General features: G+C 72.4%; 14 protein-coding genes, 1 tRNA gene and 1 rRNA gene. 4 read left to right on the top strand and 12 right to left on the bottom strand.

What is annotated here, in order from left to right; genetic code table 11:
* Positions 1-16 precede the first annotated feature (16 nt).
* From AC07FY_RS24690 to AC07FY_RS24680, 3 genes are read left to right on the top strand one after another with little or no spacing between them, the layout of a single operon-like run.
* Positions 17-4606, top strand: a complete 4590-nt coding sequence (locus AC07FY_RS24690; protein ID WP_479009788.1) for an ATP-dependent helicase — start codon at positions 17-19, stop codon at positions 4604-4606.
* A 48-nt stretch (positions 4607-4654) separates the two neighbouring features.
* Positions 4655-5449 (top strand): Fpg/Nei family DNA glycosylase, encoded by a 795-nt coding sequence (locus AC07FY_RS24685; protein WP_479009785.1) that lies wholly within the window; start codon positions 4655-4657, stop codon positions 5447-5449.
* A 36-nt stretch (positions 5450-5485) separates the two neighbouring features.
* Positions 5486-6253 carry an SDR family NAD(P)-dependent oxidoreductase gene (locus tag AC07FY_RS24680; protein WP_479009782.1) on the top strand — a complete coding sequence of 256 codons (768 nt, stop codon included), beginning with the start codon at positions 5486-5488 and terminating at the stop codon, positions 6251-6253.
* Here the strand turns inward: AC07FY_RS24680 and AC07FY_RS24675 are convergent.
* The 9 genes from AC07FY_RS24675 to AC07FY_RS24635 all read right to left on the bottom strand — a co-directional run bounded on the left by AC07FY_RS24675 (position 6201) and on the right by AC07FY_RS24635 (position 20545).
* Positions 6201-6449: a hypothetical protein gene (locus AC07FY_RS24675; protein WP_479009779.1), complete on the bottom strand. Its 249-nt coding sequence runs from the start codon at positions 6447-6449 to the stop codon at positions 6201-6203. The genes AC07FY_RS24680 and AC07FY_RS24675 overlap by 53 nt on opposite strands.
* 173 nt (positions 6450-6622) lie before the next feature.
* Positions 6623-7003 (bottom strand): helix-turn-helix domain-containing protein, encoded by a 381-nt coding sequence (locus AC07FY_RS24670; RefSeq protein ID WP_361765991.1) that lies wholly within the window; start codon positions 7001-7003, stop codon positions 6623-6625.
* A 109-nt stretch (positions 7004-7112) separates the two neighbouring features.
* On the bottom strand, positions 7113-7613 hold the full coding sequence (locus tag AC07FY_RS24665; RefSeq protein ID WP_479009775.1) for a CinA family protein: 501 nt from the start codon (positions 7611-7613) through the stop codon (positions 7113-7115).
* A gap of 50 nt (positions 7614-7663) precedes the next feature.
* Positions 7664-8320 (bottom strand): CDP-diacylglycerol--glycerol-3-phosphate 3-phosphatidyltransferase, encoded by a 657-nt coding sequence (gene pgsA, locus AC07FY_RS24660; protein WP_479009773.1) that lies wholly within the window; start codon positions 8318-8320, stop codon positions 7664-7666.
* On the bottom strand, positions 8317-9813 hold the full coding sequence (rimO, locus tag AC07FY_RS24655; RefSeq protein ID WP_479009770.1) for a 30S ribosomal protein S12 methylthiotransferase RimO: 1497 nt from the start codon (positions 9811-9813) through the stop codon (positions 8317-8319). Before rimO ends, pgsA begins: the two co-directional genes overlap by 4 nt.
* 137 nt (positions 9814-9950) lie before the next feature.
* Positions 9951-10844: a helix-turn-helix domain-containing protein gene (locus AC07FY_RS24650; protein WP_479009767.1), complete on the bottom strand. Its 894-nt coding sequence runs from the start codon at positions 10842-10844 to the stop codon at positions 9951-9953.
* Positions 10845-11125: 281 nt separating this feature from the next.
* Positions 11126-13930 (bottom strand): DNA translocase FtsK, encoded by a 2805-nt coding sequence (locus tag AC07FY_RS24645; RefSeq protein WP_479009764.1) that lies wholly within the window; start codon positions 13928-13930, stop codon positions 11126-11128.
* A 128-nt stretch (positions 13931-14058) separates the two neighbouring features.
* Entirely contained in the window at positions 14059-14739 is a 681-nt protein-coding gene (locus tag AC07FY_RS24640) for a response regulator (RefSeq protein ID WP_479009761.1), read from the bottom strand.
* A gap of 274 nt (positions 14740-15013) precedes the next feature.
* Positions 15014-20545: a HAMP domain-containing protein gene (locus AC07FY_RS24635; protein ID WP_479009758.1), complete on the bottom strand. Its 5532-nt coding sequence runs from the start codon at positions 20543-20545 to the stop codon at positions 15014-15016.
* Between the two features lie 166 nt (positions 20546-20711).
* Between AC07FY_RS24635 and AC07FY_RS24630 the strand changes: the two genes are divergently transcribed.
* Complete coding sequence (locus tag AC07FY_RS24630; RefSeq protein WP_479010011.1) at positions 20712-23291, top strand: SpoIIE family protein phosphatase; 2580 nt, start codon at positions 20712-20714, stop codon at positions 23289-23291.
* Between the two features lie 19 nt (positions 23292-23310).
* On the opposite strand, the gene AC07FY_RS24625 is transcribed toward AC07FY_RS24630, so the two are convergent.
* The 3 genes from AC07FY_RS24625 to rrf all read right to left on the bottom strand — a co-directional run.
* Positions 23311-23517, bottom strand: coding sequence for a hypothetical protein (locus AC07FY_RS24625; RefSeq protein WP_479009755.1), 207 nt, complete (start codon positions 23515-23517; stop codon positions 23311-23313).
* Positions 23518-23657: 140 nt separating this feature from the next.
* A tRNA-Thr gene (locus tag AC07FY_RS24620) sits at positions 23658-23730 on the bottom strand.
* Between the two features lie 5 nt (positions 23731-23735).
* Positions 23736-23828, bottom strand: a 5S ribosomal RNA gene (gene rrf, locus AC07FY_RS24615); the annotation flags it as partial.

Here is a 23828-nt window from a genome sequence, read left to right as displayed (position 1 = left end):
GGTGCACGATGGGGGCATGTCCGGCTCCGCGCTCGCCTCGTTCTCCCCCGCGACCCGCTCCTGGTTCACGGGGGCCTTCCGCACGCCCACCTCCGCCCAGGAGGGTGCCTGGCGGGCGATCGGGCAGGGCTCCGACGTCCTGGTCGTGGCGCCCACCGGTTCGGGCAAGACGCTGGCCGCCTTCCTCGCCGCCCTGGACCGGCTGGCCTCCACCCCGCCCCCGGCCGAGTCGAGGAAGCGCTGCCGCGTGCTGTACGTGTCGCCGCTGAAGGCCCTCGCGGTGGACGTGGAGCGCAACCTGCGCAGCCCGCTGACGGGGATCCGGCAGGAGTCCGTGCGCCTCGGTCTGCCCGAGCCGGAGATCCGGGTCGGCATCCGCTCGGGCGACACCCCGCCCGCCGAGCGGCGGGCGCTGGTGACCCGCCCGCCGGACATCCTCATCACCACCCCCGAGTCGCTGTTCCTCATGCTGACCTCGGCAGCCCGGGAGGCCCTCGCGGGGATCGAGACGGTCATCCTGGACGAGGTGCACGCCGTCGCCGGGACCAAGCGCGGCGCCCACCTCGCCCTGTCCCTGGAGCGGCTGGATGAGCTGCTGCCGCATCCGGCGCGCCGGATCGGGCTGTCGGCGACGGTGCGTCCGGTCGACGAGGTGGCTCGCTATCTGGCGCCGCGCGGCCGGGTGGAGATCGTGCAGCCGCCGTCGACCAAGGAGTTCGACCTGTCGGTGGTCGTCCCCGTGCAGGACATGGGGGAGTTGGGGGGTTCGCCCGCCACCGAGGGCCGGGAGGGCGGGGACAAGCCCTCGATCTGGCCGCACGTGGAGGAGCGAATCGCGGATCTGGTGCAGGCGCACCGGTCCACGATCGTCTTCGCCAACTCCCGCCGGCTCGCCGAGCGGCTGTGCAACCGGCTCAACGAGATCGCCTACGAGCGCGCCATGGGCGAGAAGCTCCCCGAGGGCTCCTCGCCGGCGGAGGTCATGGCCCAGTCGGGCGCGTCGCTCGGCGCCCCGCCGCTGCTGGCCCGCGCGCACCACGGCTCGGTGTCCAAGGAGCAGCGGGCGCTGGTGGAGGAGGACCTGAAGGCGGGCCGGCTGCCCGCCGTCGTCGCCACCTCCAGCCTGGAACTGGGCATCGACATGGGCGCCGTGGACCTGGTGGTGCAGGTGGAGTCCCCGCCGTCGGTGGCCTCCGGGCTCCAGCGGGTGGGCCGCGCCGGACACCAGGTGGGCGCGGTGTCCACGGGGGTGGTCTTCCCCAAGTACCGGGGCGACCTGGTGCAGGCCGCCGTGGTGACCGAGCGGATGCGCAGCGGCTCCATCGAGTCGCTGCGCGTCCCGTCGAACCCGCTGGACGTGCTGGCGCAGCAGCTGGTCGCGATGGTCGCGATGGACACCTGGCAACTGGACGACCTGCTCGCGCTGGTCCGGCGGGCGGCGCCCTTCGCCGCGCTGCCGGAGTCGGCGTTCACGGCGGTGCTGGACATGCTCGCGGGCCGCTATCCCTCGGACGCGTTCGCGGAGCTGCGGCCGCGGGTGGTGTGGGACCGCGTGGCGGGGACGATCACCGGTCGGCCCGGCGCCCAGCGTCTGGCGGTCACCTCCGGCGGCACCATCCCCGACCGCGGCCTCTTCGGCGTCTTCCTCGCCGGATCCGACCCCAAGAAGGGCGGCGGCCGGGTCGGCGAACTCGACGAGGAGATGGTCTACGAGTCGCGCGTGGGCGACGTGTTCACCCTCGGCACCACCACCTGGCGGATCGAGGACATCACCCGGGACCGGGTCCTGGTGACCCCGGCTCCCGGGGTGCCGGGCCGGCTGCCGTTCTGGAAGGGCGACCAGCTGGGCCGCCCGCTCGAACTGGGGCGTGCGGTCGGCGCGTTCCTGCGCGAGCTGGGCGCCCTCGGCGCCGAGGACGCGCGGCTGCGGCTGCTGGCGGCCGGGCTGGACGCCTGGGCCGCGGAGAACGTGCTGGCGTACCTCGCCGAGCAGCGCGAGGCGTGCGGTCACGTGCCGGACGACCGGACCATCGTCGTCGAGCGGTTCCGCGACGAGCTCGGTGACTGGCGGGTCGTCGTCCACTCCCCCTTCGGCGCCCAGGTGCACGCCCCCTGGGCACTGGCGCTGGGCGCCCGGCTCGCCGAGAAGTACGGCATGGACGCGCAGGTCATGCACGCCGACGACGGGATCGTGCTGCGCCTGCCGGACGCGGACCTGCTCTCCATGGACCTGCTGGACCACGACCCGGCCGCACCGGCGCCGTTCGAGTTCGACGACGAGCAGGCCCCGCTCGGCGCGGCCGACGTCGCCTTCGACCACGGTGACGTCAACCAGCTGGTGACCGACCAGGTCGGCGGCTCGGCGCTGTTCGCCTCCCGCTTCCGGGAGTGCGCGGCCCGCGCGCTGCTGCTGCCGCGGCGCAGTCCGGGCAAGCGCACCCCGCTGTGGCAGCAGCGCCAGCGCGCTTCGCAACTGCTCCAGGTGGCTTCGGAGTTCGGTTCCTTCCCGATCGTGCTGGAAGCCGTACGCGAATGCCTGCAGGACGTCTTCGACGTGCCGGGCCTGACCGAGCTGATGGGCGACATCGAGGCGCGCCGGGTCCGCCTGGTCGAGGTGACCACCCCCGAGCCCTCGCCGTTCGCCCGTTCCCTGCTGTTCGGCTATGTCGCCCAGTTCCTCTACGAGGGCGACTCCCCCCTCGCCGAGCGCAGGGCGGCCGCGCTGTCGCTGGACTCCCGCCTGCTGGCGGAGCTGCTGGGCCAGGCGGAGCTGCGCGAACTGCTCGACGCGGAGGTACTGGAGGAGCTGGAGCGGGAGCTGCAGTGGCGCACCGAGGACCGGCGGGCCAAGGACGCCGAGTCGGTGGCGGACCTGCTGCGCATGCTGGGGCCGCTGACCGCGGCCGAGCTGGCGGAGCGCGGGGCGGAGCCGGGCTGGGCGGCCGAGCTGGCCGCGGCGCGCAGGGCCATCCAGGTCCGGATCGGCGGCCGGGACCACTGGGCGGCGATCGAGGACGCGGGCCGGCTGCGCGACGCGCTGGGCACCGCGCTGCCGGTCGGTGTGCCGGAGGCCTTCACCGAACCGGTCAAGGACCCCCTGGGGGACCTGCTGGCGCGCTACGCCCGCACCCACGGCCCGTTCACCACGACCGCCGTCGCCACCCGCTTCGGTCTGGGCACGGCGGTCACCGAGGGCGCCCTGCACCGGCTGGCGGCGGCCGGGAGGGTGGTCGAGGGCGAGTTCCATCCAGCGGGCATCGGCCAGGAGTGGTGCGACGCGGCCGTGCTGCGCAGGCTCCGGCGCCGTTCGCTCGCGGCGCTGCGCCAGGAGCTGGAGCCCGTCCCGCCGGCCTCGCTGGCCACGTTCCTGCCGCAGTGGCAGCACCTGGGCGGCGCCCTGCGCGGCATCGACGGCCTGGCCCGTGCCGTCGAGCAGCTCCAGGGCGCCCCGGTCCCGGCCTCGGCACTGGAGCGCCTGATCCTGCCCTCCCGGGTCAGCGGCTACTCCCCCGGCCTGCTGGACGAGCTGACCACGGCCGGTGAGGTGGTCTGGGCGGGCGCCGGGGCCCTGCCGGGCAAGGACGGCTGGGTCTCCCTCTACCTGGCGGACGCCGCTCCGCTGCTCCTGCCGCCGCCGCACCCGCTGGAGCTCGGCCCGCTGCACCAGGCGGTCCTGGAGTGCCTCTCGGGCGGATACGGCCTGTTCTTCCGGCAGATCGCCGAGTCGGTGCGCGCCTCCTCCCCGGAGGCGTCCGACCTCGCCCTCTCCGAGGCGGTATGGGATCTGGCCTGGTCGGGTCGGCTCACCAACGACACGCTGGGCCCGCTGCGGGCCCTGCTCGGCTCGGGCCGCACGGCGGGTTCGACGGCGCACCGGGCACGGCGCACGGTCCCGCGCGGGCGGTACGGCACGCTCAGCGCGACCGTGTCCCGTACGGGCCCGCCCACGGTCTCCGGCCGCTGGTCCCTGCTGCCGGCGCAGGCTCCCGACCCGACCCACCGGGCGCACGCGCTGGCCAGGACCCTGCTGGACCGGCACGGGGTGGTGACCCGGGGCGCGGTCGCCGCCGAGGGGGTGGAGGGCGGCTTCAGCGCGGTCTACCGCGTCCTGTCGGCGTTCGAGGACAGCGGCCAGGCCCGCCGGGGCTATGTGGTGGAGGGGCTCGGCGCGGCGCAGTTCGCCATGGACGGCGCGGTGGACCGGCTGCGGGCCGCCGAGCGGACCCCGCCGCCGCTGGCGGCGGTGGTCCTGGCGGCCGCCGATCCGGCGAACGCCTACGGGGCGGCGCTGCCCTGGCCCGAGCCTCCGGCGGGGGCCACGCACAAGCCGGGGCGCAAGGCGGGCTCGCTGGTGGTGCTGGTCGACGGGGAGCTCACCCTGTATCTGGAGCGGGGCGGCAAGACCCTCCTCGCCTGGCCGGAGGCGGGCGACCCCCGCCTGGAGGCGGCCGTGGGGGCCCTGGCCGCCGCTGCCCGCGCGGGCACGCTGCCGGCCCTGACGGTGGAGCGCATCAACGCCTCCCCGTCGCTGACCTCGGCCCTGGGCCGCTCCCTCGAGGAAGCAGGGTTCCACGCCACACCGAGGGGGCTGCGGCTGCGGAACTGATCAGCGCAGCGAGGACGTCCCGCCCCACCGGGGCGGGACAATGGCGTCATGCCCGAAGGAGACAGCGTCCGGCGCGCGGCGACCCGCCTGCACACCGCCCTCGCCGGCAAGCCCCTCACCCGCAGCGACCTGCGCGTCCCCCGTTTCGCCACGGCCGATCTCACCGGCCGCATCACCTTGGACGTCACCCCGCGCGGCAAGCACCTCCTCACCCGCCTCGAGGGCGGCCTCACCCTGCACAGCCACCTGCGCATGGACGGCGCCTGGCACGTCTTCCCCGCGGGTGCGAAGTGGCGCGGCGGCCCCGACTACGAGATCCGGGCGATCCTCGGCACCGCCGACCACACGGCGGTCGGCTACCGCCTGCCCGTGCTGGAGCTGATCCGCACCGCCGAGGAGGACCGGGTGGTGGGCCATCTCGGACCGGACCTCCTCGGCCCCGACTGGGACGCGGAGCGGGCCGCCGCCAATCTGCTGGCCGCCCCCGACCGCCCCCTCGGCGAGGCCCTGCTCGACCAGCGCAACCTGGCCGGGATCGGCAACATCTACAAGTGCGAGGTCTGCTTCCTGGCGCAGGTCACCCCCTGGACCCCGGTCGGTGCGCTCCCCCCGGCCACGCTGCCGCGGCTGGCCGCCGCCGCCCAGCGCCTGCTGGCGGCGAACGTCGGTGACGGGACGGGCCACCGCAACACCACGGGCAGCCGGCGCCGCGGCCAGGACCTCTTCGTGTACGGCCGGGCGCACCGCCCGTGCCTGCGCTGCGGCACCCCCGTCCGGGAGTCCCCCCAGGACGGCCGGCCCACGTACTGGTGCCCCCGCTGCCAGACCGGGCCGACCGCCTAGTTGACGACCCGTCAGATCCACTCGTACGGTCCCGGCATGCCCACAGCCTCGTACGACCTCACCGGCCGCACCGCCCTGATCACCGGCGCGGCCAGCGGCATCGGCCGCGCCACCGCCGTCCTCCTCGCCGAGGCGGGAGCCCACGTGCACTGCGCGGACCGCGACGGGCAGGGGCTCGCCGGGACGGCCGACCTGATCGCCGGGGCCGGGGGCGGCGGCGCCACCGTCCACGTCCTCGACGTCACCGACGGGAGCGCCTTGCGGGCCGCCGTCCGCGCCGCGGGCCCCCTCGACATCGCCGCCGCCGTCGCCGGGGTCATGCACACCAGCAGCGTCCTGGAGACGACCGACGAGGACCTCGACCGGATCCTCGACATCAACTTCAAGGGGGTGCTGCGCACCTGCCAGGAAGCCGCCCGCTCCATGATCGCGGCGGGCCGGCCCGGCTCGATCGTCACCATGGCCTCCGGGGCGGTGGACGCCGCCCAGCCCGGTCTGCTCTGCTACAGCGCGGCGAAGGCCGCCGTCGTCCAGTTGACCAGGACGCTCGCCACGGAGGCCGGGCCGCACGGCATCCGGGTCAACGCCGTCGCCCCCGGCTGGATCCGCACCCCGATGACGGGACGGCATGGAACCGAGGTCCAGGAGCAGACCGAGGCGGTGATGGCCCGGATGTCCCCGCTGCGCCGCGTCGGCGAGCCCGAGGACATCGCCCAGGCCGTGCTCTACCTGGCCTCGGACGCCTCGTCCTTCATGACGGGCCAGATCCTGCGCCCGAACGGTGGGGTGTCGATGCCCTGGTAGCCCCCGCCGCGCGGGCGGCCCGGCGCCGCGCGGGAGCCGGAACGCAGTGCACCGGCAGCAGGCCCAGTCCCCAGCCGCCCACGACCACGGCGCCCTCCACGGGCCCCGACTCCGCCGGCGCCAGGGCCAACCGCAGCGCGGCCCACCACCACAGCAGGCCCAGCGCCAGAGCGAAGGGTGTCAGCAACGGCCGCACGGCTGCCTCCCAGGGGCCGGAACCCGGACCGCACCCATCCTCCCGCACCCGCCCCCGGCCCGCACCCAGAACGACGGTCCCCGACCGCCCGTGCCCGGGAAAGCCGGGAGCCCCGACCGGTGCCTGACGCACCGGCCGGGGCTCCGGCCACACTCATACGCTCACGTACTCGCTCACGCGGCTACGACATTCACCGCTTCCGCAGGCGCCTTGATGGTCACCCGCTCCGGTCCGGCCGTGACCGAGGCCATGGAGACCGAATTGAGCATCGGGCGGACCGGTACGCCGACCGGTTCGCTTGCCGCGGCCGACTGTGCCAGCTCGGCCAGCGACAGTTCGTCACTGACTTCGCGCATCAACTCGGACATCCGTACGTCCAACGCGTCGCAGATCGCGGAGAGCAGCTCGGAGGATGCCTCCTTCTGCCCCCGCTCCACCTCGGAGAGATAGCCGAGCGAGACTCGGGCCGACGAGGAGACTTCGCGCAGAGTACGGCCCTGGCGCTGGCGCTGCCGACGCAGCACGTCACCCAGCAGGCGACGGAGCAGAATCATCGGTGGCTCCCTCCTCTGACCGTGTAGCCGCATCCTTCACGCCCCACCGTACCGCCTCGCGCCGCGGCCGTGCGGGGAGCGATGTCGTGTTCACTCAGGGCTGCAAACATCAAATCCCCCCGTTCTGTTCCGTATCCTGCCCCCGCGCATTCTCACGGAGTTGGCTTGAGAGGAGTTCGAGCACTGTCCGTGCACTCTCCCTACGAATTTCCGCCCGGGAGCCGTTCAACCTCAACCGGGCCGTTTTCCTGACGTCCGGCCCGGCCACCGCGACGAAAACGGTGCCCACCGGCTGCCCGTCCTGCGGCTCGGGTCCGGCCACTCCGGTCGTCGCGATGCCCCACGAAGCGCCCATCACGCCCCGGACGCCCGCCGCCATCTGCGCCGCGACCTCGGCGTTCACCGCGCCCTCGGCCGCCAGCAGGCCGCCGTCCACACCCAGCACCCGGTGCTTCAGCTCCGTCGCGTAGGCCGTGACCGAGCCCCGGAAGGACCGCGAGGCCCCGGGAACGGCCGTGAGCTCGGCGGCGACCAGGCCGCCGGTCAGCGATTCGGCGACGGCAACGCTCTGGTCACGCTCCGCGAGCAGCCGCAGCACCTCCGCGGCCACCGCCGTCCCCGACGTGCCCGCCGTCACCGGGGGATCCCCGCCCGCGTCCGTCACCGGGCGGCCCGCTCCGCGGCCAGCCCCGCGCGGCGCAGGACGACGGCCTGCCGTATGTAGTCGAGACCGGTCACCACCGTCAGCACGACCGCCAAAGCCATCGCCCAGAAGCGCAAGGTGGCCAGCGGTCCGGTCAGCGCCAGCACGTACATGCCGACGGCCGTGCCCTGCGCCAGGGTCTTCAGCTTGCCGCCCCGGCTGGCCGGAATCACTCCGTAGCGGATCACCCAGAACCGCAGGACGGTGATCCCGAGCTCGCGGCCGAGGATCACCCCGGTCACCCACCACGGCAGGTCGCCGAGCCAGGACAGGCACACCAGCGCCGACCCCATGATCGCCTTGTCGGCGATGGGGTCGGCGATCTTGCCGAAGTCCGTGACCAGGTTGTACGTCCGGGCCAGGTGCCCGTCGAAGATGTCCGTGATCATGGCCACGGCGAACGCCACCCATGCCCAGGCCCGCCAGGCCGGGTCGTAGCCGCCCTCGGCGAGCAGCAGGAAGACGAAGCCCGGCACCAGGACGAGCCGGATCATCGTCAGGATGTTGGCGATGTTCCACAGACTGGCCTGATCGACCGCCGCGACTCCCAGCTTCGCGCCGGGCACGGGCCGGCGGCCGGTCCCGCCCGCCGCAGATGCCGGGACTCCGGTCATCCGGCCGCCTCCTTCAGATCGGCGCCCAGGGGCTCGGCCACCAGGTCCACGCCCAGGGTGCCGACCACCTTCGCCGTGACGATGTGCCCGGGGACCAGCCCGGCACCGTCCGTGAACACGACCTGCCCGTCGGTCTCGGGCGCCTGGTGGGCGGCGCGCCCGTAGGCGCCTTCGCCGTCCTCCGCCTCGTCGAGCGGGACGACCGTCTCGACGAGTACTTCCAGGGTCTCTCCGATCCGCTCCTCCGCGCGCTGGGAGGTGAGCTCCTCGGCGAGCCGCTGCATGTGCGCGAGCCGCTCGGCGATGGTCTCCTCGTCGAGCTTGCCGTCGTAGGTGACGGCCTCGGTGCCGTCCTCGTCGGAGTAGCCGAAGACGCCGATGGCGTCGAGGCGGGCGTGGGTGAGGAAACGCTCCAGCTCGGCGAAGTCCGACTCCTTCTCACCGGGGAAGCCGACGATGAAGTTGGACCGGACACCGGCCTGCGGCGCCTTGCCGCGGATGGTGTCCAGCAGCTCCAGGAACCGGTCGGTGTCGCCGAAGCGGCGCATGGAACGCAGCACGTCGGGGGCGGAGTGCTGGAAGGACAGGTCGAAGTACGGGACGACCTTGGGGGTCGAGGTCAGTACGTCGATCAGGCCGGGCCGCATCTCGGCGGGCTGGAGGTAGCTGACGCGGACGCGCTCGATGCCGTCGACCCCGGCCAGCTCGGGCAGCAGGGTCTCCAGCAGCCGGATGTCGCCGAGGTCCTTGCCGTAGGAGGTGTTGTTCTCGGAGACCAGCATGATCTCCTTGACCCCCTGCTCAGCGAGCCAGCGCGTCTCGCCGAGCACGTCGGCGGGGCGCCGTGAGATGAAGGAGCCGCGGAAGGAGGGGATGGCGCAGAAGGAGCAGCGCCGGTCGCAGCCGGAGGCCAGCTTCACGGAGGCGACGGGGCTCTTGTCCAGGCGGCGGCGCAGCGGCGCCCGCGGCCCGGAGGCGGGGGCGAGCCCGGCCGGCAGGTCGGCGGGGGCCTCGGCGACCGGCTCCTGGGCGTGGCCGGGCAGGGCCACCGCGGCGTCCTGGCGCTCCGCGGGGCTGATCGGCAGCAGCTTGCGCCGGTCGCGCGGGGTGTGGGAGGCGTGGATGCCGCCGTTGAGGATGGTCTGCAGGCGGTCCGAGATGTCGGCGTAGTCGTCGAACCCGAGCACGCCGTCCGCCTCGGGGAGCGCTTCGGCGAGCTCCTTGCCGTAGCGCTCGGCCATGCAGCCGACGGCGACGACGGCCTGCGTCTTGCCGTGGTCCTTGAGATCGTTGGCTTCGAGCAGGGCGTCTACGGAGTCCTTTTTGGCGGCTTCGACGAAGCCGCAGGTGTTGACGACGGCGACGTCCGCGTCGGCGGCGTCCTCGACGAGCTCCCAGCCATCCGCCGCCAAGCGGCCTGCGAGCTCCTCCGAGTCCACCTCGTTACGGGCGCAGCCAAGAGTGACAAGGGCGACGGTACGGCGTTCGGGCATGGACTCAAGACTACTTCGTCCCGGCGGCGGCCCCTGCCTCCCGTCCCCGCACAGCGAGATCCCCGGGGCCTGCGGCAGGTGCCGCGCAGTGCCCCGGGGATCCGGATGCAAGCGTTCCGCCCTAGGGCGGCCTCGGGTCAGCCCGCCTGGGGCTGTTCCTCGAGAGGGTCGGTCTTGGTGTAGGTGAGACGTTCCACCTGGCCCGGCTGGAAGTCGTCCTTGATCTCCTTGCCGTTCACGAAGAGCTTCACGGCGCCGGCGTCGCCGAGTACCAGGTTGACCGACTCCTTGTCCGTGAAGGTCTTGGACTCGCCCTGGTTCAGGGTGCCGTCGAAGAGCAGCCGGCCGTTGTGGTCCTTGGCCGAGATCCAGCTGTCGCCGGTGTCGGCCGTCAGGACGACCGTGACGAGGTCCTTGGGCGCGGCGGCGATGGCACTGTCGGAAGGCGCCGGCGTCGGAGCCTTGGGGGTCTGCTGGGGCTGCGCCGTCGGCTTCCCGGCGCTCTGCTTGGGGGCGGGCTGCGGGACGGAACCTTCCGCCACCGCCTTCTTCGCCTTGTCGTCGCCGCCGTTGAAGGCGGTGAAGCCCACGAAGCCGATCACGGCGACGATGGCGGCGACCATGGCGGCGGTCCAGTTGGGCCGCTGCCGTTCGGGGCGCAGGCGCTCTGCCTCGAACATCGGCGCGGCGGGGGTGGGTGCCGGCCGGCCGCCGTGGGCCGCGTCGTAGCTCTCGATCAGGGGTGCCGGATCGAGGTGGACGGCGCGGGCGAGCGTTCGGATGTGGCCGCGGGCGTAGACGTCGCCGCCGCAGCGTGTGAAGTCGTCCTCTTCGATCGCGTGCACGATCGGGATGCGCACGCGGGTGGTGGAGCTGACCTCGTCGACGGTGAGCCCGGCGGCGATCCGGGCCTTCTTGAGAGCCGTCCCGATGGAGGGACCTTCTGCGGGACGTTCGACGATGCGGTCCTCGGACCGGTCGTCGGTCGAAGGCCGCTCTTCTTCGGGGGAGTTGGCGTTGCCGATGGACACGAGGGCGCCTTTCGAGCGTGTAGCCACCTGCTGGAGGTCCAGTCTAGGGGGGTGACGAAAGGGTGGAGCAACCGGAGGGTGCACTTCCTACGCCATCCGAATGGCGCGGGGGGTTCCGCCCGGTGCGGCGGCGCCCCGCCGGGCGCGATGCCGGCGCGGTGCCACCACCTCCGTTCAACTGGACGCGGCCCCGAGGGAAACGGTTGCCCTTGATTTCACCTGCGATGCGCCGCGCGCCGACGGTCTCATGGGGCGGTCACGGGCGGTGTCACGGGGCGGTGTCACGGGGCGGTCTCCCCCCGGATGACGGCGAGCGCCCCGTCCAGCTCGTCGGCCTTCAGCAGCACGTCACGGGCCTTGGAGCCCTCGCTCGGCCCGACGATCCCGCGCGACTCCATCAGGTCCATGAGCCGGCCCGCCTTGGCGAAGCCCACCCGCAGCTTGCGCTGGAGCATCGAGGTCGAGCCGAACTGCGTGGAGACGACCAGTTCGGCCGCCTGGCACAGCAGGTCCAGGTCGTCGCCGATCTCCTCGTCGATCTCCTTCTTCTGCTTCTGACCGACGGTGACGTCGTCCCGGAACACGGGCGCCATCTGGTCCTTGCAGTGCTGGACGATCCCGCCGATCTCGTCCTCGGTCACGAAGGCGCCCTGGAGCCGGACCGGCTTGTTCGCGCCCATCGGCAGGAACAGCCCGTCGCCCTTGCCGATGAGCTTCTCGGCGCCGGGCTGGTCCAGGATGACCCGGCTGTCGGCGAGCGAGGATGTGGCGAAGGCGAGGCGGGAGGGCACGTTCGCCTTGATCAGGCCGGTGACCACGTCCACCGAGGGGCGCTGGGTCGCCAGCACCAGGTGGATGCCGGCGGCCCGGGCCAGCTGGGTAATGCGCACGATCGAGTCCTCGACGTCGCGCGGGGCCACCATCATCAGGTCGGCGAGCTCATCGACGATCACCAGGAGGTACGGGTACGGGCTGAGCTCGCGCTCGCTGCCCGGCGGCAGTGTGATCTTGCCGTCCCGGATGGCCCGGTTGAAGTCGTCGATGTGCCGGAAGCCGAAGGCGGCCAGGTCGTCGTAGCGCAGGTCCATCTCGCGCACGACCCACTGCAGGGCCTCGGCGGCGCGCTTGGGGTTGGTGATGATCGGCGTGATCAGGTGCGGGATGCCCTCGTAGGCCGTCAGCTCCACCCGCTTGGGGTCGACCAGCACCATCCGGACGTCCTCCGGGGTCGCCCGGACCATGATCGAGGTGATCAGGCAGTTGATGCAGGAGGACTTTCCCGAACCGGTGGCGCCGGCGACCAGCACGTGCGGCATTTTCGCGAGGTTGGCCATGACGTAGCCGCCCTCGACGTCCTTGCCCAGCGCGACCAGCATCGGGTGGTCGTCCTCGGCCGCGTCCGCCAGCCGCAGGACGTCGCCCAGGTTGACCATCTCGCGGTCGGTGTTCGGGATCTCGATGCCGACGGCGGACTTGCCCGGGATCGGGCTGATGATGCGCACGTCCGGCGAGGCCACGGCGTAGGCGATGTTCTTGGTCAGCGCGGTGATCCGCTCGACCTTCACCGCCGCGCCCAGCGTCACCTCGTACCGGGTGACCGTCGGCCCCCGGGTGAAGCCGGTGACGTCCGCGTCCACCTTGAACTCGGTGAAAACGTTGCGCAGCGACGCGACCACCGCGTCGTTGGCGGCGCTGCGGGTCTTGCCCGGCCCGCCTCGCTCCAGCAGGTCGAGCGAGGGCAGCGCGTAGGTGATGTCCCCGCGCAGCTGGAGCTGCTCGGCGCGCGCCGGCAGGGCCTGGGCCTGCGGCGGGGCCTTCGTCAGGTCCGGTACCGCCAGCGTGCCGGAGGCCGCGGCGGTGGTGTCGTGCGGGCTCTGCCCCGTCCCGGCGGCGGGCGCGGCGGGTACGGACGGCGCGGCGGACGCGGCGGCGGCCGGGCGCGCCACGGGGCGCGTCGCGCGGGCGGTCGGCACCGGAGCGGTGACCTCCGCGCCCTCGCGGTCGGCGGAGATCCCCTGCGTGAGGTCGGCGACCACCGGGGAGGGCGGCAGTCCGCCGTAGACCGCCCCGTCCAGTGCGGCGGCGGCCGCCGCGGCCACGTCCACGGCGTCCATCTCCCGGTCCATCGCCGGCCCTGCCGCCGCGGCCCGGCGCGGCCGGCGCCGGCGGGCGAGCGCCTCCTCCTCGACGGCGTCCGCCGCGTCGGCCGGGCCAGGGCCCGCTCCGCCGCGGGCCCGCCAGCGCTCGGCGTCGTGCCGGCCGACCGCCTCGACGCCCTCCTCGTACCCCTCGTCGTACGGGGCGATGATCCCGAGCCGGATCCCCAGCCGCCGCAGCCGCTCCGGAATCGCGTTGACCGGCGTCGCGGTGACCACGAGCAGCCCGAAGACGGTCAGCAGCACCAGCATCGGCACGGCCAGCGGCGCGCCCATCGTGAAGATCAGCGGCTTGGAGGCGCCCCAGCCGATCAGCCCGCCCGCGTTCTGCATCGCGGTGGTGCCCTCGTTACGGCCCGGCGCCCCGCAGGCGATGTGGACCAGCCCCAGCACCCCGATGACCAGGGCGGAGAGTCCGATGCCGATGCGGCCGTTGGCGTCGGTCTGCTCGGGATGGCGGATGAAACGTACCGCCATGACACCGAGGAGGAGCGGCACCAGCAGATCCAGTCGTCCGAAGGCACCGGTGACCAGCATCGTGACCAGGTCTCCGACGGGGCCGTTCAGGTTCGACCAGGTTCCGGCGGCGACGATCAGCGCGAGGGCGAGCAGCAGCAGCGCCACGCCGTCCTTGCGGTGGGCGGGGTCGAGGTTCCTGGCGCCCTGGCCGACCCCGCGGAAGACGGCCCCGACCGCGTGCGCGCAGCCGAGCCACAGGGCCCGCACCAGCCGCACCACGCCCCCGGTCGGGGACGGCGCCGGCCTGGGCGGGGCCTTCTTCGCCGGTGCCCGCCGGGCGGGCGCGGCCTTCTTCGCCGGGGGCCTGCGCGCGGCGGCCGCCTTCTTCGCCGGTGCCGGAGTACGGCCGGTGCGGCCCTTCGCGGTGCCCGCGCTGCTCTGGGAACCCTTGCCGGACGTACGTGAGGCCATGGGCCCGAGGTTACCGGTGTCCACCCCGGTGGACACGCGTGCCCACCCCTTCACCCGTTCGTGTCGCCCGCTTGCGTCGGCGCTTTGACGCGCCGCCAGACCTGACGCTCCGCCAGGCGGGGCGCTCCTCAGCCCTGGAGCGGCAGTACGGCTCCCCCGCCGGCCCCCGGTTCGAGCGCGTCCAGCGCCCGCCGCAGCCCGGTCAGCTTGCGCTCCAGATGAGCCGCGGTCGCCACGACCGCCGCCTCCGCCGAATCCTCGCCGAGCTGCTTGGTCAGCGCCTCGGCCTGCTCCTCGACCGCGGCGAGCCGCGCGGAGAGTTCGGCCAGCAGTCCGGCCGTCTCCTTGCCGGCGTCCACACCGTTGTCACCGCCGCCCTCCAGTTGGAGCCGCAGCAGCGCCGCCTGCTCGCGCAGCTGGCAGTTCTTCGTGTACAGCTCCACGAAGACCGACACCTTGGCCCGCAGCACCCACGGGTCGAAAGGCTTGGAGATGTAGTCGACCGCACCCGCCGCGTAACCCCGGAAGGTGTGGTGCGGACCGTGGTTGATCGCCGTCAGGAAGATGATCGGGATGTCCCGGGTCCGTTCCCGCCGCTTGATGTGGGCGGCCGTTTCGAATCCGTCCATTCCCGGCATCTGCACGTCCAGCAGGATGACCGCGAAATCGTCCGTCAGCAGCGCCTTGAGCGCTTCCTCCCCCGACGACGCCCGGACCAGTGTCTGATCGAGCGCGGAGAGGATGGCCTCCAGCGCCAGCAGATTCTCCGGCCGGTCGTCGACCAGGAGGATCTTGGCCTTCTGCACCATGCCCTGTCCTCCTCGCCCCGGCATGGGGCCTACCCGGCCCCGGGCTCCGGTCTGTGCGCCGGGCCCCGCCTCAGAGGACGGCATCCTTGCGCCGCCCGTCCTTGTGCCGGTCATCGTAGCCCCAGTCCTGAGATCGCCACACCCTGTCACCAAGATGTCACTGTGCACGAAGCGGAAACGCGGTGGGAAGGCAGAAGGTTCCCCGTCCGCCGCCTTCCCACACCGTTTCGGACGCGATGCGCCGGCGAGCGCCGCCGGTCCGGTCGCCCGGCGGTCACTTCCCGCGCATCCACTGCTCCATCACCGACAGCAGGTAGTCCGGGTCGACCGGCTTCGTGACGTAGTCGGAGGCACCGGAGTCGATCGCCTTCTCCCGGTCCCCCTTCATCGCCTTGGCCGTCAGCGCGATGATCGGCAGCCCCGCGAACTGCGGCATCCGCCGGATCGCCGAGGTCGTGGCGTACCCGTCCATCTCGGGCATCATGATGTCCATCAGCACGACCGTCACGTCGTCGTGCTGCTCCAGGACCTCGATGCCCTCCCGCCCGTTCTCCGCGTAGAGCACCGCCAGCCCGTGCTGCTCCAGCACACTGGTCAGGGCGAAGACGTTGCGCACGTCGTCGTCCACGATGAGCACCTTCTCGCCGTGGAAGTCGTACGTCCGCGGGACGACGGGCAGTTCCTCCTCGGCGCCGCCCCAGCCCTCCTCGGCACCGGTCACACCCGGATGCCCCGGCGCGGCCGTACGCGGCTCCAGGTCGCTCAGCGCCTTGCGCCGGCGCCGGAACAACGCGGCCCCGCCCTGGCCCGGCTCCGCGCCGGGCAGCGCCGAGCGCTCCGCCCGCCCGGCGGGCGCCTGCGCCGGAGCCGCCGGCCCGGGCGGCTGCGGGGCCGACGGCAGCGCGGGCCGCGCCTCCTCGGCGGGCCTGCGGTACAGCTCGGCGCGGCCGGTGCCCGGCGTGGGCGGCGCGTACCCCTGCGGGGGCAGCTCGCTCGGGTGCAGCGGCAGGTACAGCGTGAAGGTGGAACCGCGGCCGGGCTCGCTCGCCGCGTGGATCTCCCCGCCCAGCAGCCGGGCGATCTCCCGGCTGATCGACAGGCCGAGGCCCGTGCCCCCGTACTTGCGGCTGGTCGTGCCGTCCGCCTGCTTGAACGCCTCGAAGATCACCAGCATCTTGCTCGCGGCGATCCCGATGCCGGTGTCGGTCACCGAGAAGGCGATCAGGTCCGCGTCCGCCTCCCGCAGCGAGCCGGCCTCCAGCAGCTGCTCGCGGATCGCCGTCGGGACATCCGCGCCGGCCGGCCGGATCACCAGCTCCACCGCCCCGGTGTCGGTGAACTTCACCGCGTTGGACAGCAGGTTGCGCAGCACCTGGAGCAGCCGCTGCTCGTCGGTGTGCAGGGTGGCCGGCAGCTCCGGGGAGACCCGCACCGAGAAGTCGAGCCCCTTCTCCGCGGTCAGCGGCCGGAAGGTGGCCTCCACGTAGTCCACGAGCTGGACCAGCGCGATCCGCGTCGGCGAGACGTCCATCTTCCCGGCCTCGACCTTCGACAGGTCGAGGATGTCGTTGATCAGCTGGAGCAGGTCGGAACCGGCGCCGTGGATGGTCTCGGCGAACTCCACCTGCTTGCCCGACAAATTCTCGTCCGCGTTGTCGGCGAGCAGCTTGGCCAGGATCAGCAGCGAGTTGAGCGGCGTACGCAGCTCGTGCGACATGTTCGCGAGGAACTCGGACTTGTAGCGCATCGAGACCGCGAGCTGCTCCGCGCGCTCCTCCAGGACCTGCCGGGCCTCCTCGATCTCGGTGTTCTTCACCTCGATGTCCCGGTTCTGCCGGGCCAGCAGCTCGGCCTTCTCCTCCAGTTCCGCGTTCGCGGCCTGCAGCGCCTTCTGCCGGTTCTCCAGCTCGTCGGAGCGCTCGCGCAGCTGCTCGGTCATCTCCTGCGACTGCTTCAGCAGCATCTCCGTCTTGGAGTTGACGCTGATGGTGTTGACGCTCGTACCGATCATCTCGGCGATCTGGCTGAGGAAGTCCTTCTGGATCTGGGTGAACGGCGTGAAGGACGCCAGCTCGATGACGCCGAGCACCTTCCCCTCGAAGAGCACCGGCAGCACGATCACATGCGCGGGCGGCGCCTCCCCGAGCCCCGAGGAGATCTTCAGGTAGCCGGGCGGGGTGTTCTCGACCAGGATCGTCCGCTTCTCCTCCGCGACCGTCCCGATCAGCCCCTCTCCCGGCCGGAAGGAGGTGGGCACCTGGCCTCCGGCGTACGCGTAACTCCCGCGCATCCGCAGCTCGTAGGAGCCGTCCGCACCGCCCTCCGTCCCGATCTCGTTGGTGCCGCCGGCCGGCAGCGCCAGGAAGAAGGCGCCGTGCTGCGCCGAGACCACCGGCGTCAGCTCGCTCATGATCAGCGAGGCCACGTCGTCGAGTTCCCGGCGTCCCTGCATCAGCGCCGAGATCCGCGCCAGGTTGCCCTTGAGCCAGTCCTGCTCCTTGTTGGCCAGGGTCGTGTCGCGCAGGTTGACGATCATCGTGTTGATGTTGTCCTGGAGGACCTGGATCTCGCCCGCCGCGTCCACGTCGACCTTCAGGCTGAGGTCGCCGCGGGTCACCGCGGTGGCCACGGCCGCGATGGCGCGCACCTGCCGGGTGAGGTTCCCGGCCATCTCGTTCACGGACTCCGTCAGGTCCCGCCAGGTGCCGTCCACGTCCCGCACCCGGGCCTGACCGCCCAGGATGCCCTCGGTACCCACCTCGCGGGCCACCCGCGTCACCTGGTCGGCGAACGAGGACAGCTGGTCGACCATCGTGTTGATGGTGGTCTTGAGCTCCAGGATCTCGCCGCGCGCGTCGATGTCGATCTTCTTGGTCATGTCGCCCTTGGCGATGGCGGTCGTGACCATGGCGATCTGCCGCACCTGCCCGGTCAGGTTCGACGCCATGAAGTTCACCGAGTCGGTGAGGTCCTTCCACGTCCCCGAGACGCCCGGCACGTGCGCCTGACCGCCCAGGCGCCCTTCCGTACCCACCTCACGGGCCACCCGCGTGACCTCGTCGGCGAAGGACGACAGGGTCTTGACCATCGTGTTGACCGTGTCGGCGAGCTGCGCGACCTCGCCGCGCGCCTCGACGGTGACCTTCTTCGTCAGGTCGCCGTTGGCCACCGCCGCCGAGACCTGCGCGATCCCGCGCACCTGCGCCGTCAGGTTCCCGGCCATGGTGTTGACGTTGTCGCTCAGGTCCTTCCAGATGCCGGTGACCCCGCGCACCCGGGCCTGGCCGCCGAGAATGCCCTCGGTACCCACCTCGCGCGCCACCCGCGTCACCTGCTCGGCGAACGACGACAGCTGGTCGACCATCGTGTTGACGGTGGTGACGAGTTCGAGGATCTCGCCCTTCGCGTCGACGGTGATCTTCTTGGAGAGATCGCCCATCGCCACGGCCGTGGTGACCTCGGCGATGTTGCGCACCTGCGACGTCAGGTTGTTGGCCATGAAGTTGACCGACTGGGTGAGGTCCTTCCAGGTGCCGGAGACACCCTTCACCTCCGCCTGGCCGCCCAGGATGCCCTCGGTGCCCACCTCGCGCGCCACCCGGGTGACCTGCTCCGCGAAGTTCGAGAGCTGGTCCACCATCGTGTTGAGGGTGTTCTTCAGCTCCAGGATCTCGCCCCGCGCGTCCACGTCGATCTTCTGCGACAGGTCGCCGCGCGCCACCGCCGTGGCGACCTGCGCGATGTTGCGCACCTGCGAGGTCAGGTTCCCGGCCATCCCGTTCACCGAGTCGGTCAGGTCGCGCCACACGCCGGCCACCCCGGGCACCTGCGCCTGACCGCCGAGTCGGCCCTCGGTACCCACGTCCCGAGCCACCCGGGTCACCTGCTCCGCGAACGCCGAGAGCTGGTCCACCATCGTGTTGATGGTGTTCTTCAACTCCAGGATCTCGCCCCGCGCGTCCACGTCGATCTTCTGCGACAGGTCACCGCGCGCCACCGCCGTCGTCACCTGGGCGATCTGGCGCACCTGCGACGTCAGGTTCCCCGCCATGAAGTTGACGGAGTCGGTGAGCTCCTTCCAGGTCCCGGACACCCCCTCGACCCGGGCCTGGCCGCCGAGCCGGCCCTCGGTGCCCACGTCCCGCGCCATCCGCGTGACCTGGTCGGCGAAGGAGGACAGCTGGTCCACCATCGTGTTCACGGTGTTCTTCAGCTGGAGCATCTCGCCGGAGACGTCCACGGTGACCTTCTGCGAGAGGTCGCCGTTGGCGACCGCCGTGGTCACCTGCGCGATGTTGCGGACCTGCCCGGTGAGGTTGCGGAACGCGGTGTTCACCGAGTCGGTGAGGTCCTTCCACGTCCCCGCCGCCCCCGGCACCTGCGCCTGACCGCCCAACTCGCCCTCGACGCCGACCTCACGGGCCACACGCGTCACTTCCGCACCGAAGGACTGCAGCTGGTCCACCATCGTGTTGACGGTGTTCTTCAACTCCAGCATCTCGCCGGCCACATCGACCGTGACCTTCTGCGAAAGGTCGCCGTTGGCGACCGCCGTGGTCACCTGCGCGATGTCGCGCACCTGGGTGGTGAGGTTGCGGAAGACCGTGTTCACCGAGTCGGTGAGGTCCTTCCACGTCCCCGCCGCCCCCGGCACCTGCGCCTGGCCGCCCAGCAGGCCCTTGGCCCCCACCTCGCTGGCCACGCGCGTGACCTCGTCCGCGAAGGTCCGCAGCGTCTCCGTCATCTGGTTGATCGTTTCGGCCAGCTGCGCGACCTCGCCGCGCGCGCTCACCCGCACCTTCTGCGACAGGTCACCGTTGGCGACGGCCGTCGTCACCTGCGCGATCCCGCGCACCTGGGCCGTCAGGTTGCCCGCCATCGTGTTGACGGAGTCGGTCAGGTCCTTCCACACCCCGGCCACACCCGGAACCTTCGCCTGGCCGCCCAGCTCCCCTTCCGTCCCCACCTCGCGGGCGACGCGGGTCACCTCGGAGGAGAAGGAGGACAGCTGGTCCACCATGGTGTTCACGGTGTTCTTCAGCTGGAGCATCTCGCCGGCCACGTGCACGGTGACCTTGCGCGAGAGATCGCCCTTGGCCACCGCCGTCGTCACCAGCGCGATGTCACGCACCTGAGCGGTGAGCCGGTAGGCCATCGTGTTGACGGAGTCGGTCAGATCCTTCCAGGACCCGGACATCCCGCGCACCTGGGCCTGCCCGCCGAGCTTGCCCTCGGTGCCCACCTCCAGCGCCACGCGCGTCACCTCGTCGGTGAACGCGGACAGCTGGTCGACCAGGTTGTTGACCGTGCGCCCGACCTTCAGGAACTCCCCCCGCAGCGGATGCCCCACCCCCTCCGGGGTCTGCGTGCGCAGGTCCATCCGCTGGTCCAGATCACCCTCGGCGACCGCCGACAGCACCCGGCCCACCTCGGACACCGGCCGCGCGAGGTCGTCGACCAACTGGTTCGACGCGTCGATCGCGGCCGCCCAGGAGCCCTCGCAGGCACCGGTTTCCAGCCGTTCGCTCAGCTTGCCCTCGCGCCCCACCATCCTGCGGACCCGCGACAGCTCCCCGGTCAGGTGCAGGTTGCGGTCGGCGACTTCGTTGTAGACGGCGGCGATCTCCGCCATCACGCCTTCGCCGGACACCGTCAGCCGCTTGCGGAAATTGCCGTCCCGCATCGAGACCAGGGCCGTGAGCAGCCGGTTGAGAGCGGCGGTATCGACCTCGGTCGTGCCGCCGCGCCGGGACCGCCCGCCTTTAGGCCGCGTCCCCGTACGCCGCACCACTGCGCCAGACTCCACCGTGTCCCTCCCGAAAGGGTCGACCGCTGTTCCGCCGGGCTTCGAGTGATCCTGCCCGGCTCTTCAAGCCTGCCCAGTGTTTCACCCTGGCCGAACCCGGCCATAACACTTCGGCACCATCGCACACCCGCCGTACCCTGCGGGGGGAATCCCCGACGACGGCACCCTGCCGACCGCGAAGGTAAGTAACCTGGCACCCGATGTCCAACCGCGTCGAAGGAGACTTGTGATCACGGCACGGGCGGCTGCCAGTTTCGACCCCCTCGGGCGCTCGGTAGCCGCCGCCCGCGCGTTCGTCCGCGACACCCTGCAGGGATGGGGCTTCGCGGACATCGTCGACGACGCGGTGGTGCTCACCAGCGAGCTCGTCACCAATGCCGTGGTCCACGCCGGCACCCGCGCCGAGGTCCTCTGCCTGCGCGCCGAGGACGGCGTACGCGTCGAGGTCGCCGACCGCTACCCGGAGCGCGAGCTGCCGCTGCAGCACCCCGGCGAGCGCCCGTACGCCGACCCCGACCGCGAGAACGGCCGGGGCCTGATGCTGTGCGCCGCCCTCGCCACCCGCTGGGGCGTGGAGTACACCGCCAGCCACAAGCACGTGTGGTTCCGCCTCGACCTGCCCGACCGTCCCGTCGGCACCCGCTCCGCGGGCCCCGTCGTCCCCGACCAGCTGCTGCCCCTGGCCGACAGCCGCGTCCGCGTCGCCGTCCTGCAGATCGACGCCGACGGCGCCGTCTCCGCCTGGAACGACGACGCCGAGCACGTCTTCGGCTACCCGGCCGAGAAGGCCGTCGGCCGCCCGCTCGCCGAGCTCGCCGCCTGGCCCCAGACACCCGGCACCGGCACGGGCATCGCCGAAGCGCTTGGCCTGTCCCGCTGGGAGGGCAGCTACGGCATCCGCGGCTCGGACGGCCGCGTCATCCCCGTCTACGCCTCCCACCTGCGGGTACGCGACGCCCACGGCGAGCCCTCCATCGTCTGCCTCCTCGTCCACGACGACGAGCGCGCCCTCCTGCAAACCCCGGTGCGGATCCCGGCCGACGGCGGCCTCACCGAGCCCCGCCCCGCCGACCCCTTCGAGGTCTTCATCGGCTCGCCCGCCCCCGACGACCTCGACGGGCTGCTCCAGCGCACCGTCGAACGGGCCCGCGACCTCCTCGACGCCGACGCCGCCTTCCTGCTTCTGGCCACCGACGACGAGACCGAGCTGGAGGTCCGCGCCACCACCGGCCTGCCCTCCACCCGCCAGCGCTTCGCCCGCGTCCCCGTCGAGGCCGGCACCAACCGGTACGGATCGGCCCGCATGCCGGCCGTCCACGACGACCTCGCCTCCGTGCCCGGAGCGGTCCCGCTCCTGGAGGCCACCGGCATGCGGTCCGCGGTCACCGTCCCCCTCAAGGTCGAAGGCCGGCTCACCGGCTCCCTCGGCGTCGCCGCCGAGGTCCCCGGCCGCTACTCGAACGAGGAGGCCCTGCGCCTGCAGTTCGCCGCCGACCGCATCGCCCTCGCCGTCGAGTCGGCGCGCCTCGGCGAGCTCGAGCGCCTGCGCCGCGGCTCCCTCTCCTTCCTCGTCGAGGCCTCCGACCTGCTGGCCGGGACCCTCGACCGGGACCAGACCCTGGCCCTCATGGCCCAGATGACCGTCCCCACCCTCGCGACCTGGTGCGCCGTCTACACCATCGCCGACCAGTCCTCGGACCCGTATCTCTCCTACGTGCTGCACGAGGACGAGGAACGCATCGACGGCCTCAAGGCCCTGCTCTCCCGCGTCAGCCCGCCCGAACCCGTCCGCAGCGCGGGGGCCCGCCCCTGGCCCGAGACGGCCCTCGCGGTCGGCGGCGAGACCGTCGTGCTCCCGCTGATGGCCCGCAACCGCGTGATCGGCATGCTCACCCTCGGCAAGCCCCGCGAGGAGCACTTCCGCCAGGAGATCCTGGAACTCGCCGAGGACCTGTCGCGCCGGGCCGCCCTCGCGCTGGACAACGCACGGCTGTACTCCGAGCGGACCGCCATCAGCCGCTCCCTCCAGCGCAGCCTGCTGCCGCCCGGCTCCCCGGCCATCCCCGGCATGGAGGTCGAGGTCATCTACCGCGCGGCCGGCGAGGGCAACGAGGTCGGCGGCGATTTCTACGATGTCTTCCCCATCCGCGAGGGCGTGTACGGCTTCGCCATCGGCGACGTCTGCGGTACCGGCCCGGAGGCGGCGGCGGTGACGGGCCTGGCCCGCCACGCCCTGCGCCTGCTGGCCCGCGAGGGCCTGGGCGGCCCGGCCGTCCTCGAACGCCTCAACGCGGCCATCCTCGACGAGGGCGCCCGCAGCCGCTTCCTCACCCTCCTGTATGGCGAGCTGCACCCGCAGCCGGACGGCGGCGCGCTGATGAAGGTCGTCTGCGCCGGCCACCCGCTCCCGCTGCGCCTGCGGCCGGACGGCGAGGTCGTCCCGGCCGCCGAACCCCAGCCCCTGCTGGGCGTGATCGACGACCTCGAGCTGTACGAGCAGACGCTGACCCTCGACCCGGGTGACGTGCTGCTCTGCGTCACGGACGGCGTGACCGAGCGCCGCGAGGGCAGCCGCATGCTCGGTGACGACGGCCTCGCCGAGGTCCTCACCACCTGCACGGGCCTCACCGCGGGCGCGGTCGCCTCGCGCGTCCTGCGCGCGGTGGAGCGCTTCGCCGCGGAACCCGCTTCGGACGACATGGCCATCCTGGCCTTCCGCGTCCCGCAGCAGCGCGAGGGCGACTGACGCCGCGGACTTTCCCGCTTCACCGTGGGGGTCTCGGCCGCATCGACACCACCAGGAACGACGGAGCGGCCATCTCCCAGCCGTGGCACGGGCCGTCCTCGTCGGTGACCGGGGCAACGGGCTGCCGTGCGGCGGGCTTCGGCTCGACGACCGGGCCGGCGGCCTCGGCGTCGAAGGGAACCGTCACGATGTTCAGGACGAGACGTCGGATCCTTGCGAGGGTCATGGGGACCGTCCTCTCCGCAGGTCGGGTAATCGGACTCCCATTGCGCCCCACGGCAGGAGCCCGGTCACGACCCGGAAAGTCGGGGCTTGACAGAACGCAAAAAAGGCCCCCGCCAACAGGCGGGGGCCTTCTTTCTTCGGAGCCCTTTAACGGAATCGAACCGTTGACCTTCTCCTTACCATGGAGACGCTCTACCGACTGAGCTAAAAGGGCGGGTTGTTCGGCGGCGTCCTACTCTCCCACAGGGTCCCCCCTGCAGTACCATCGGCGCTGAAAGGCTTAGCTTCCGGGTTCGGAATGTAACCGGGCGT

The sequence above is a fragment of the Streptomyces sp. NPDC045967 genome (genome assembly GCF_056430495.1).
Note: the sequence above shows the minus strand (reverse complement) of the source record. Positions and strands in the feature narration are given on the sequence as shown.

Coding starts and splice junctions, on each gene's coding strand:
- AC07FY_RS24690 (WP_479009788.1), top strand. CDS start 17: ATGTCCGGCTCCGCGCTCGCCTCGTTCTCCCCCGCGACCCGCTCCTGG.
- AC07FY_RS24685 (WP_479009785.1), top strand. CDS start 4,655: ATGCCCGAAGGAGACAGCGTCCGGCGCGCGGCGACCCGCCTGCACACC.
- AC07FY_RS24680 (WP_479009782.1), top strand. CDS start 5,486: ATGCCCACAGCCTCGTACGACCTCACCGGCCGCACCGCCCTGATCACC.
- AC07FY_RS24670 (WP_361765991.1), bottom strand. CDS start 7,003: ATGATTCTGCTCCGTCGCCTGCTGGGTGACGTGCTGCGTCGGCAGCGC.
- pgsA (WP_479009773.1), bottom strand. CDS start 8,320: ATGACCGGAGTCCCGGCATCTGCGGCGGGCGGGACCGGCCGCCGGCCC.
- rimO (WP_479009770.1), bottom strand. CDS start 9,813: ATGCCCGAACGCCGTACCGTCGCCCTTGTCACTCTTGGCTGCGCCCGT.
- AC07FY_RS24645 (WP_479009764.1), bottom strand. CDS start 13,930: ATGGCCTCACGTACGTCCGGCAAGGGTTCCCAGAGCAGCGCGGGCACC.
- AC07FY_RS24640 (WP_479009761.1), bottom strand. CDS start 14,739: ATGGTGCAGAAGGCCAAGATCCTCCTGGTCGACGACCGGCCGGAGAAT.
- AC07FY_RS24625 (WP_479009755.1), bottom strand. CDS start 23,517: ATGACCCTCGCAAGGATCCGACGTCTCGTCCTGAACATCGTGACGGTT.